Origin of the sequence: Paenibacillus glycanilyticus NBRC 16618, from assembly GCF_004000805.1 — a bacterium.
Taxonomy (GTDB): Bacteria; Bacillota; Bacilli; order Paenibacillales; family Paenibacillaceae; genus Pristimantibacillus; species Pristimantibacillus glycanilyticus.
On the sequence record NZ_BILY01000009.1, the window covers coordinates 31420 to 44344 of the forward strand.

The 12925-nt window shown below is 54.6% G+C and carries 5 protein-coding genes; 2 read left to right on the plus strand and 3 right to left on the minus strand.

Annotated features, from left to right (window positions below):
- Window positions 1-9: 9 nt before the first annotated feature.
- The 3 genes from PGL01S_RS08995 to PGL01S_RS09005 form a co-directional block, all read right to left on the minus strand.
- Window positions 10-720, minus strand: a complete 711-nt coding sequence (locus PGL01S_RS08995) for a cupin domain-containing protein (RefSeq protein ID WP_244935549.1) — start codon at window positions 718-720, stop codon at window positions 10-12.
- Between the two features lie 68 nt (window positions 721-788).
- Complete coding sequence (locus tag PGL01S_RS09000; RefSeq protein ID WP_244935550.1) at window positions 789-2051, minus strand: oxalate decarboxylase family bicupin; 1263 nt, start codon at window positions 2049-2051, stop codon at window positions 789-791.
- Between the two features lie 112 nt (window positions 2052-2163).
- Window positions 2164-3048 carry a pirin family protein gene (locus PGL01S_RS09005; protein ID WP_127493660.1) on the minus strand — a complete coding sequence of 295 codons (885 nt, stop codon included), beginning with the start codon at window positions 3046-3048 and terminating at the stop codon, window positions 2164-2166.
- Window positions 3049-3371: 323 nt separating this feature from the next.
- Between PGL01S_RS09005 and PGL01S_RS09010 the strand changes: the two genes are divergently transcribed.
- Window positions 3372-3779 carry a hypothetical protein gene (locus PGL01S_RS09010; RefSeq protein WP_127493662.1) on the plus strand — a complete coding sequence of 136 codons (408 nt, stop codon included), beginning with the start codon at window positions 3372-3374 and terminating at the stop codon, window positions 3777-3779.
- 798 nt (window positions 3780-4577) lie between these two features.
- Complete coding sequence (locus PGL01S_RS09015; RefSeq protein WP_218032361.1) at window positions 4578-12746, plus strand: SpvB/TcaC N-terminal domain-containing protein; 8169 nt, start codon at window positions 4578-4580, stop codon at window positions 12744-12746.
- The last annotated feature ends 179 nt before the right edge of the window (window positions 12747-12925 follow it).

Consider the following 12925-nt stretch of genomic DNA (forward strand, 5'->3'; position numbering starts at 1 on the left):
AAGTGCGGGTTAGAAGAAATAAGGCGGGTTGGGCTGCTGGAGATAGCTGAAGGGTTGCGGATATTGCTGCTGTTGCTGCGGATAAAACTGGGGTCCAAAGGGACCGTGTGGGCCATAGCCCTGCGGTTCATTGGGATAGGGAGCATAGGGCAGCTGGGCCTCCGGCTCGCGCTGCATTTGCTGCGGCTGACAATTGGCCGGTGGACCGATGACTGTCGTATCCGTAATGGGTGCCAGCGTTTCCTTGACCATTTGCTCGTTCAGACAGTAAGTATGGGCGAGAACCCCGGGAGGCGTCAGGCGCAGCATATCGGAATATCCGATAAACTCCGGCACAGGTGCGTCAAAGATCGCAAGTAGATGGGTGTTATCTACCGTAGCGATTTCGTAATGCGGCCAGCCTTGCGGCACGTTCGCGACTTGACCGGGCTCTATCGGGAAGTTCAGCAGCTTTTTTGTAAACGGGTTAATAATGGATACAACGGCCGAACCGGAAATGCAATAGACCAGCTCGGTAGCGTTCTGATGAATATGCGGCTCAACTACATTCGAACGGCTGAGGTAAATATCCAGCAATGAAACGTTGCCTAGCGTATTTAATTGTGCAATCGACAAGGTATTGATGAAGTTGCGATTGTCTTTCTTGAACGTTGTGTTTGTGTTCACGTCATACCAGAACTGCACGTTAGGGGAAGTGAAGTCCATATAGGATACCGCCACTAGCTCTCCGCCTTTCCAGACTCTAGACTAATGGGATATCCTATGCATTCGCCCGGAACGACGTTCGCCTATTTCAAATAGGATTTGCCCGGGTATTTCACGACCGGCCACTTCTCCTTGCGCAGCGCATTCAGAAGCTCGGGGCCAACATGCAGATTATCCCTTATCAAATCTCTTGGCGTAAGCGCCATCCATTGGTTAAGGGATACGTCCATAAACCGGTCGCTCTTGAACATCTCCAGAAACCATAAGGACTCATCGCCGGTATTCTGAATGTAATGCCCATAAGCAAACGGCACGTAACCGACATCTCCCGCCCGGTAATCAAACGTTCTTGCGGCACCGTTCCCGGCAAAAACGGTCATCCGTCCTTGTCCGGTTAAATAATATTGCCATTCGTCATTGTTTGGATGCCAATGCAGCTCCCGCATAGCTCCGGGTTTGATCTCGACAAGCGCTGCGGCTATCGTTTTGGCGGCATGAAAGTTGGTGGAGTCTGCAATCCGTACCGTACCGCCGGGCGTTACGATGGGCGTCTGGGCAAGGAGGCGGTATTTGAAGCTCTGAGGCACCGTGCCGTAAGGCGAGTGAACCTGCTGACTTTCGATCGAGCCGGGTACTTCATCCTGGAAAATGTAAAGCTGATCCGTAGGGATGGAATCAAAGGCCGATTCCGATACGCCAAAGTTGGCGCATAATACCTCTTTTGGCGTGTGGGCGAACCAGTCGGAGATCGACAGCGTATTCAGGTCGGAAAATTTGCCGTCGTCAAAAACAAGCAAAAACTCGCAGCCATGCTCAAGCCCTTGTATGGAATGGGGCAGTCCTGCCGGAAAAAACCATAAATCGCCTGCTTCAACGTTCGCGATGAAATTACGTCCGTCCTGGTCGACGGATGTGATCCTAGCGCTTCCCCATATCATATAAGCCCACTCGGATTGTTGATGCCAATGCAGCTCGCGGACACCGCCGGGCGTCAAATACATGTTTACGCCGGCGAGAGTTGTGGCAATCGGCATCTCGCGCTGCGTGATCTCGCGGGACCAGCCGCCCTGATTGAGCTGCATATGCGTATCGGAGAACGAGAATTTCAGATTCGGCACCAGTCCGTTGTCGGTTATCGGAGGTCGAAGCATATCGGGATTTTCCAAATCCCGCATAATGTCCCGCGGACCTAAGTCAGGGCCTCCCGCGCAATCGATTGGCCGATAAGGCTGAGGAACGGCAAACGATTCGCTTTTCCCGCTATTCGCCTCAGGAGATACGTTTGATTCAGCAGGTTTATTATTGGAAGCATTGGCATTGTTAATGCCTGCGTTGGAGTCGTTCATTCCTTTCCCTCCTAAAATAAGCTCTTCAAGCATGCTTATGACGGAAGGGTTGGTTATTATGAGGCAGGCTGGCAGAAAAAAAGCCGGGCAATCCGCCCGGCTGTCATGCGTTTTAGAAATCGGCTGGTCCCATTTTGCCATCCTGGAAGTCGACAAACGCTTGAAATACTTCTTGTCGGCTGTTCATGACAAACGGTCCTTGCTGGAAGACCGGTTCATCGATCGGTTCACCGCTTAGAACGATCACAAGCGTATCGTCGGTCTGACCCTCAATCTGAATGGCTCCTGCGGTATTGGAGAAAAGGACAAAATCACCTTCAGCGGCTTTTCGCTCTCCGTTAATGAGGGCATTGCCTTTAAGCACCATCGCCGCCGTATTGTAAGAAGTCGGGAGCTCAAAGCTTGCTAGACCTCCCGCTTTAAAAGAAATGTCAAACAGATTAACCGGCGTAAAGGTTTGAGCAGGACCGGTTACGCCGTTGAAGCTGCCCGCAATGACGCGAACCGTACCGCCGCCGTCAGGAAGCTCCGAATACCCCATATCCGCTTTTAGCAGCTCCTGATATTTTGGCGCATGCATTTTGTGCGCGCGGGGAAGGTTAATCCACAGCTGAATGACGTGGAATAGTCCGCCGCGGCGGGAGAAGCTTTTCTCATGATATTCCTTGTGCAGCAGACCGGAGCCCGCCGTCATCCATTGCACATCGCCGGGACCGATAATTCCGTGGTGGCCTTTGTTGTCATGATGCTCGACGTAACCGTCATAAGAGATGGTCACCGTCTCGAATCCGCGGTGCGGGTGGGCGCCAACGCCTTTCACCTCATTGCTTGGCGGGAAAACAAACGGCGCATTGTAATCCATCAGAATGAAGGGACTAAAGCGCTCGCCGAAGTTCGTGCCGCCAGGGAAATAATTCGATACCCGGAAGCCGTCGCCGACCATATGGATCGGAGCCCCTTGATATACGCCTTCTACTGCCCGTAATGTTGTTGTCATGATTGAAGCAACTCCTTCTATGTGAATTTTGTCGATGAATAATTATCTTAATTTAAAGATATTGTACTATAAAAAAGTAAGTGTGTAAAGGGGAGGGTGTGACACGGAGAAATTCGTACCAGCTGTGTGAAGTCATAATTTTTGAGAAGAGATTCTAAATTAATGAGAAGAAAACTTCAGAATTGATGAGAAAACGGTGACAATGTATAACCATGCATACTCATGTATTGTCTGTTTTGATAAATGACGACAATTCTGGAAAGTTGGTGAGAAGTTGATATAGCCCCGCGATAATAATCGATGTTGAGGGAGGTACTACTCAATTGAAACAGCTGCTCAAGAGTATTGCCGGCGGTTCGCAACACTTGTTTAAAGAAATCAAAAGTGCCTTAATCCGCTTCATTACGCTGCTTTATCCGCTTCGACAGGGCGGAAAGCGTCTTCTCTATGCCGGGATTATTCTAGCTGTCGTATGGTACGGATTCATCTATTTGACAGAATCGCCTACGAATTCCTCTTCAGCGCTCATAATGGTGTGGGCGTCCGCGGTAATATTGGTATTTGCATTCTTTCCGAATATTATCGATAAAATCAAGAGATTCAAATTCAAAGACGTCGAGATCGAGTTAAACGTTTCTGTCAGCAAGTCCTATTATGAATATTTGATTAAATTCGATATGGCGAGTCAAATCACTGGATATAAAGAGGTTATGAAACACTCACTAGCCTAGTTGCTCAATCTCGCAGGGGCACTCATAAATCCATGCATCTTATCGTGAATAACATATTTCAATACCATTTCTGTTCGTTTACTTGCATTTTTTGATGAAGAGTGTTCCAGTTACCCTGGTATTCGTGAAAAGCGAGGGTAGAATACCTGCGGATGGCATCCTTGGCATAGTTTCCGGCGCGAAGTTCTATTCCAGGATCAAAGACAAATGGGAGCATTTCCAAATAAAAGGAAACAAAGACCAGGATGTAAACGATACGCACTTCTACGCGAATAATTATTTTGCACTTCTTCAAGGGGTAGGAGATATTTTCCTTACGAGAAAGATGCTAGAGGGCGAGTTTGGCAAAATCAACTCCTATTCCTTGATCAACGAAACGGAAGGTATTCTGGATTTAAACCAACTACACCGTTCCTTTCATAGATAATGAAGATTTTATTGGCGTGATGAAGCAGGGAGCCCTTGCCGACGTCGTAGCCGCTAGCGAGTTAGCGGTCAACATTACCATGAACATGCTTGCAGAATGGAAAAAAACCAGACCTAGACGCCATCGACATACGCATACACAAAGATTATATAGTAGGAATTACCCCCTATTTTGACTAGATATCAAGCAAAAACAAACCTGAAAATAGGCATTTAAGCATATTGGTAAAAATATACAATTAGCAGAATAATAGAGGTGAGCCTACTACTACTGTTCTCGTATAGCTGCTTTATGCTTTACGCAGCTTCGAGATATTACCTTGTATCGTTAGATACATTATGTATTGTTACAAAGATAGGAGGTTGAACACATTGTCGAAGCCGGAAAGTACAACTGCTCCCAGCAAGGAAGACGCAATATTGAAAGCTCCAACCATCTCACTACCAAAGGGAGGAGGTGCGATCCGCGGAATGGGCGAAAAGTTCGCCGCAAATCCCGTCACAGGCACAGGATCTATGAGTGTCCCAATCGCTACGAGCCCAGGGAGATCCGGATTTGGTCCACAGCTTTCTTTGTCATATGATTCAGGCGCAGGCAATGGGGTTTTCGGGTTGGGATGGAATCTTTCTTTGCCCGCGATCACGCGTAAAACGGATAAAGGTTTGCCTCGCTATCTGGATGCTCAAGATTCAGATGTCTTTATCCTCTCAGGCGCCGAAGATCTGGTACCCGTGTCCACGCAGGATGCGTCGGGAAACTGGATTCCCGAGGAACTACCGCCACGGACTGTAAATGGTACAGAATATGATATTCGCCGGTATCGTCCTCGCATTGAAGGTTTGTTTGCCCGCATCGAACTTTGGACGAACGTCTCCGATCCCAAAGAAATCTTTTGGCGTTCCATCTCGAAAGACAACATCACTACCTGGTACGGAAAAAGCGAAGATTCGAGAATCGCCTATCCAGAGCATCCAGAGCGCATCTTCAGCTGGCTGGTCTGCCTGAGCCACGACGATAAGGGCAATGTAATCAATTACCAGTACAAAGCTGAGAATGCGGAAAAAGTTGACTTCTCGAAAGCTCACGAAGTGAACCGCGGGGATGGAGATGACAAACGGCGTACCGTCAATAAGTACCTCAAGCGTATTTTGTACGGTAATCATAAGCCTTATCTACCTGAACTAATGGAAAACGAGCCATGGCCGGAACCGCCTGGGGATTGGTATTTCGAAGCCGTATTCGATTATGGTGAACATGATGAGGCTAAACCTACTCCTGAGGAGACTGGCGAATGGAATCTTCGGAACGACCCGTTTTCTTCGTACCGTTCCACATTTGAAATTCGTACATATCGATTGTGCCAGCGTGTGTTAATGTTCCATCATATCCCAGACGACGATCCACATGAGCCGAACGCACAGAAAGGGTACGACGGCCTTATTCGTTCAACAGATTTCACCTATGAGTATGAGAAAGACGCTGCAAATTCACGTACTCCCATTTATTCCAAGCTAGTCGAAGTGATCCAGCGCAGCTATAACCTTACAGATGACGGAAACTATTTCACCGCGCAGATGCCTCCATTGGAGTTCTTTTACAAAGATGCTGACATTCAGTCCGAACTGAAAGAACTGCACGGCGAGAGCCTAGACAATATGCCGATTGGCATTGACGGCGCCAACTATCAGTGGATCGATCTCGACGGTGACGGACTGTCTGGTTTGTTGGCCGAGTATGGGAGTGCATGGTACTTCAAACGAAATCTGAGTCCGATCACCTTGGTGGATGGACCGATCGAGGCGAAGTTCGGTCTGACAGAACTTGTATCATTCAAGCCTGCGGTAGCATTGGCTGATCGATTCCAATTTCTCGATCTGGCAGGCGACGGTCGTCCGGATGTCGTACAATTTGCCGGTCCGACTCCGGGATTTTATGAAAGAACCATGGACGGTCACTGGAATCCGTTCATACCGTTCGCCTCTCTGCCCAACGTGAATTGGGACGATCCTAATCTCAAGTTCATCGACATCGACGGCGACGGTCACGCCGATATCCTAATCAGCGAACATGACGCGTTTGTGTGGTACCCTTCGCTCGGTGAAAACGGCTTTGATGAAGCGCAGCGGGTCAGCAAATCATGGGACGAAGAGAAGGGACCGCATATCGTTTTTGCCGATGGGGAACAGTCGATCTATCTCTCGGATATGTCAGGCGATGGACTCAGCGATATCGTCCGTATTCGCAACAGCGAAATATGCTATTGGCCGAATCTAGGGTATGGCCGCTTTGGCGCGAAAGTCACAATGGATTACGATTCGGAGGATATCGAATTAATGCTCGACCACGCCGATCAATTTGATCCCCGCCGCATTCGGCTTGCCGACATAGACGGTACGGGCACGACGGATTTGATCTATCTTCATCGCGAAGGTGTGCGCCTGTATTTTAACCAATCCGGCAATAGCTGGAGCGTTCCGACCCTAATCCCAAGCTTCCCTGTGCCCGATAACATCGCCTCGGTGCAAACCTTGGATCTTCTCGGCAACGGCACGGCCTGTTTGGTTTGGTCATCTCCGTTGCCCGGGGAAGCTCACTGCCCGCTTCGATATGTTGACCTGATGGGCGGACGGAAGCCGCACCTGTTGGAGACGACAATCAATAACCTGGGCGCAGAGACGCAGGTTAAGTATGCGCCATCGACCAAGTTTTACCTACAGGATAAACGAGATGGTAAGCCATGGATCACGAAGCTGCCTTTCCCGGTGCACGTCGTCGAGCGTGTCGAAACCTTCGACCATATCAGCCGCAACCGTTTCGTCACCCGCTACGCCTACCACCATGGCTACTTCGACGGTGAGGAGCGCGAGTTCCGTGGATTCGGCTTGGTGGAGCAGTGGGACACGGAACAGTTCGCAGCCCTTGCAGACGGGGAGACGCCGGCGGCCAACATCGACGGTGTCTCGCATGTGCCGCCGGTGCTGACCAGAACCTGGTTCCACACCGGGATCTATTGCGGGGCTGACCGAGTCTCCAACTACTTCGCCGGATTGCTGAATCACTCGGACCGAGGTGAGTATTACCGCGAGCCAGCCTGGCTTGACAACGACGAAGAGGCCAAAAAGCGCCTGCTGCCAGACACGATTCTTCCATTGGGACTGCGCACTGAGGAGGAGCGTGAAGCGGTGCGGTCCCTCAAGGGCATGATGCTGCGCCAGGAGGTCTATGCGCTCGACGGCCTCGATGCGGACACCGACTACCCCCATGGCCACCCCTACACCGTGGCCGAGCAGAACTTCACCATCCGCCAAGTGCAGCCGCGTGGCTCGAATCGCCATGCCGTCTTCTTCACCCACGCGCGCGAGGCGATTAACTACCACTACGAGCGCAACTCAGCCGATCCACGCGTGCAGCACGCGATGACGCTGCAGGTGGACACTTTTGGCAATGTGCTTCGGTCACTGGCCATAGGTTATGGGCGGCGCCAATCGCCGCTAATCGACGAGTGGGACCGCGCAAGGCAGACCAGCACCTTGCTCAGCTACACCGAAAATGCGGTTACCCATCCGATCGGCGCGACGGGTGACCCCGAACTCGCGAAACACACCGATGACTATCGTGCACCTCTACCGGCTGAGGCGCTCACTTATGAACTCTGCGGCTTCACACCGCCCGACGATCCCGGTCGCTTCACCTTCGATGAGTGGGAGAAAGATGGATTCCAACGGCTGACCGCCTTGCAGGAGATTCAGTACGAAGACACAGCACCGGTCGGCAAGCAACGCAAACGCCTGATAGAGCGCCTGCGCACGCTCTACCGACCTGATGACTGCGGGACCAGCAAGGGCGATACAGGTGCGCTGCTCACACTAAAGGCGCTTGAGCCGCTCGCCCTTCCCGGCGAAAGCTACAAGCTCGCCTTCACACCAGGGCTGATAGATCAGGTGTTCAAGCGCCCGCGCCAAGCGCAACCCGACGAATCTCTGCTGCCGCCCGCGGCCCGGGCAACGATCCTCGGCGGCAAGGCCGGCAACCAGGGTGGTTACGTCGACCTGGACGGCGATGGCCACTGGTGGATCCCTTCGGGCCGGTCGTTCTGTCACCCGGACGATGTGGCAGCCCCTGTTGAATTGGCCGAAGCGCGCGGTCATTTCTTTCAACCACGCCGCTACCGCGATCCTTTCGGACACAACGCCGTGGTTGCCTTCGACGCCCACGACTTGTTAATGGTCGAAACCCGAGACGCGCTTGGCAACCGCGTAACGGTGGACACCAACGACTACCGCGTGCTGCAGCCGCGCCTAGTCAGCGATCCCAACCGCAACCAGACCGAAGTGGCCTTCGACACGCTGGGCATGGTGGTCGGCACCGCCGTGATGGGTAAGCCCACGGACGACAATCCGCGCCAGGGCGACCGGATCGATGCCTTGTTCTCTCCCGAGCCGCTGCAGGCACTGCTCGATGCCTTCGTCGACAATCCGGTTGAAGCATCACCCGATCCGAACGCCAGCGTAGCAACTCAGGCCGCGCACGAGTTGCTCGCCAACGCGACGACGCGCGTCGTCTATGACTTGACGCGCTACATGCGCTTGGGCGAGCCACCATTCGCGGCCACAATCGCGCGCGAAACCCATGTCAGCGATCTGGGCCAGGGGGCCAAGAGCAAGCTGCAGATCAGCTTTAGCTACTCCGATGGCTTCGGCCGCGAAATCCAGAAGAAGATCCAGGCCGAACCCGGCCCCGGCCCGTTCGACGTCAACGACCCCGCTTCGCCCGTCGTTAACCTGCGCTGGGTCAGCAGCGGCTGGACCATCTTCAACAACAAGGGCAAGCCGGTCCGCCGGTACGAGCCCTTCTTCAGCAAGCGGCAACGGCCAGATGGCAACTTCTACAGCGATCACCGCTTCGAGTTCGGCGTGCAGGTCGGCGCCAGCCCGGTGATGTTCTACGACCCAGCCGAGCGGGTCGTCGCAACGCTGCATCCCAACCACACCTGGGAGAAGGTGGTCTTCGATCCGTGGCAGCAAACGACCTATGACGTCAACGACACGGTGCTTCTGCCGGTGCGTGCCGACAACCCACTACGCGATGCTGACATCGCCGGCTACTTCGGCCGACTGCCGGATGCCGAGTACCTGCCTACTTGGCACGAGCTGAGAACCCTGCCTGCCCATGCAGCAGCCTTTGCAAACCGCTACCCGGCCGCCGAGAATCGCAAGAACGAAACCAAGGCCGCTGAGCGCGCCGCCAGCCACGCCGACACACCTGCTACCGCCCATTTCGACGCCTTGGGTCGACCTTTCCTGATCGTGGCGCGCAACCGGGTGATCTGCGAAGGCCACTTGCTCCACAACAACCCCGACGAGGAATTCCGAACCCGCGTCGAGCTGGACATCGAAGGCAACCAGCGCAAGGTGTTCGACGAACGCAAGCTGCCCGACCCGGCCAACCTGCCCTTGGGGGCACTGGAGCAGCGCGTCGTCATGCAGTACGCCTACGACATGCTTGGCAATCGCGTCCACCAGCTCAGCATGGAAGCCGGCGCGCGTTGGATGCTCAACGACGTTGCCGGAAAGCCTATCCGCGCCTGGGACAGCCGAGGCCATAACTTCACCACGGGCTACGACGCGCTGCGTCGCCCGATCGAGCAGTACGTGCGCGGCACCTTCAGCGACCCTGAACCGCTGAGACCGAGCTCAGACCCGCGCACGCTGAATCCGCCGAACGAGGCTGGTCTGCTGGTTGATAGCATCGAATACGGCGAACCGCCGCCAGGGGCCACGCCGGCCCAGGAAGCAGAAGCGCAGCGCCTCAACCTGCGCACCCGCGTCTATCAACATTCCGATTCGGCTGGCGTCGCCACCAATGCAAGACTCGACGCCGCCGGCAAGCCGAGCGAGGCCTACGACTTCAAAGGCAATCTGCTGTGCAGTACGCGCCAAGTGGTCAGCGACTACAAAGCCATTCCGGACTGGTCTCGGAATCCCCGGCCGAATCTCGATGCCGAAACTTTCGAAGGCTGTACCCGGTACGACGCGCTCAATCGCCCGATCCAGTCCGTCGCGCCGCGGAGCAGTCTGGGGCGTGGTAAGTTCAATGTCATCCAGCCGATGTTCAACGAGGCAAATCTGCTAGAGGGGGTGAATATCTGGCTGGAACGCGCGGCGCAGCCTGACAAACTGCTCGATCCGGCCGTGGAGGCGCCGTCGTCGATCGGCGTCGCCAACATCGACTACGACGCCAAAGGCCAACGCCTATGCATCGATTACCTAAACGGAGCCAGCACCTTCTACAGATACGACCCACACACCTTCCGCCTAACCCAATTGCTGACCAGGCGCAAACTAGCGGACTTCCCCGGCGACGACCCGCTGGCCGGTAACCCCGCCTGGCCCGGCAAGCAGGTGCAGAACCTGCACTACACCTACGACCCCGCTGGCAACATCACCCACATCCACGACGACGCGCAGCAGGCCATCTACTTCAAGAACCAGCGCGTCGAGCCGAGCAACGACTACACGTACGACGCGCTCTATCGTCTGATCCAAGCCACCGGGCGCGAGCACCTCGGCCAAGGCGGCACGCCGATCTCGCACACTTATAAGGATGCCGGGCGCGTCGGCATCCTCAGTGCTAATCCAGCCGGCGGCTTCGCGCCTAACGACCGGAATGCGATGGGCCGCTATACCGAACGCTATGTATATGACGCGGTCGGCAACTTCCTGCAGATGCAGCACGCGCGAGACAACGCCGCCATGGCGGACTGGGCGCGCGCCTATACCTACGGCGAAGCCAGCCTGATCGACCCCGTCAAGCAGAGCAACCGGCTGAGCCGTACCACCGTCGGCAACGCCGCGTCGGAACGCTACAGCCACGACGTCCACGGCAACATGCTGGGCATGCCGCAACTGCAGACGATGCAGTGGGACTACCGGGACCAGTTGCAGATGACACAGCGACAGAAGGTCAATGACAAGGACGCGGACGGCGTCGAGCGCCACGGCGAGCGCACCTGGTACGTCTATGACGCCTCAGGGCAGCGCGTGCGCAAGGTGACGGAGCTGGCCAACAACGGCGGCATCAAGGACGAGCGCATCTACCTCGGTGGGTTCGAAGTGTTTCGCAGCTACCAAGGAGTGGCCCCCGCGCGCACTCTGAAACTGGAGCGCGTGACGCTGCACGTGATGGACGATAAGCAACGTATCGTGCTGGTGGAAATGCGCACGCTGGGCGATGAGCAGGACGTGCCGCAGCGACTGATCCGCTACCAGTTCGGCAACCATCTCGGATCAAGCAGCCTGGAGCTGGACGAGCAGGCGCAGATCATTTCCTACGAGGAATACGCACCTTACGGCAGTTCGACCTATCAGGCGGTACGCAGCATGACGGAGACGGCGAAGCGGTATCGGTATACGGGGAAGGAGCGGGATGAGGAGAGTGGATTGTACTACCACGGGGCGAGGTATTATGCGGCGTGGTTAGGACGTTGGAATGCACCGGATCCCCTGGGTGTCACCGATGGCGTCGACTCCTACGCATATGCGCACTGTGCGCCTATCACCTACGTAGATCCGAATGGAAAGCAAAACAAGGAACCGCCCGGCGGAGAATTATCGATGGACTTCGAAGGAGAAAGTGTGACCTTCAAAACGATTCAGCGATCTCCCTGGAAGAAGGCTTGGGCAGCTGGGAAGGATGCGACCATGTCCGAGCCGGTGACCATCGACATTGACGAACCACTCGCCGTAGGCGAGAAGGGAATTTCCATTGAGGAGAAGTTCCGTCGTGCAACTGATGTCGAAAATCGAACATTCAGGTTGTCGACTGAGAATCGGATCACCAAATGGACACGCACCGAGGTGGGTGCCCAGGAAGTTCGCGGCCCTATCTCACTGGCGGACGACCCCTCGGCATTGTTCACGCGCCGGTTCGGCGACATCAAGGAAATGCGGGAGGTATTTGCTGAAGCAACGAAGAGATTCGCCGGAAGTCCTTTGGAGCCCGTAGCACTCAAGAACGCAATCAATGGCGAGGTGCGTAACATGATCAAGGCTGGCACCACGCAGGCTGCTCGTGAAGTCAGAGCAGCACTAGAAAAGCTCAATTGGAATCCCAACACCTTGACTCCTAATGTAGATACGGCAACGACTGCTGCCAGGTCAAATACCGAGCCGACGGACGTTGCAGCCAAACCGGACACCACTAAAGTAGTCGCGGAGACGGAGGGCCGAGCACCTACCGTGCCCGAAGCAAAGCCCAAGGCAGCACTGGAGAGCCGGATGCCAAGCGGCATGAAGGTTCTAAGTGCCGCCGGCGATGCGCTGTTGCTCGGTCAAATGGCAACCGCCGAAACCCCAGAGGAGACGCATGCCGTACTGGTGGATGCTGTCTTCACGCCTGTCGAACTCTCACTTAAGTATTCGCCGCAAGCGCTATTACTGAAGCATGCTTTCGGCATTGATCCGCTAAAACTTCCGTTGCCGACATTACCTTGGTCGGAGAGAGCCAAGTTCGAGGACGCAGCCCGTCGTCATGGGCGATAGTTAGTCACCTGAGAAGCGTAGGTCATTGCGAGTGTACGTTGGGGTGACGAAGGAACCCCAACACGCACCTGGGCACGGAAGTGGCGAAAAAAGTTTAGCTCGCAGGATCAACTCAGCCTAAATCGGTTTGAACGAGGTTAGGTGCGACTAACGAAGGGAAGGACTAACGTTTCGGTATC

Bases quoted from the DNA above. Each gene is read 5' to 3' on its own strand.
- PGL01S_RS09000 (WP_244935550.1), bottom strand. From the start codon at position 2,051: ATGAACGACTCCAACGCAGGCATTAACAATGCCAATGCTTCCAATAAT.
- PGL01S_RS09005 (WP_127493660.1), bottom strand. From the start codon at position 3,048: ATGACAACAACATTACGGGCAGTAGAAGGCGTATATCAAGGGGCTCCG.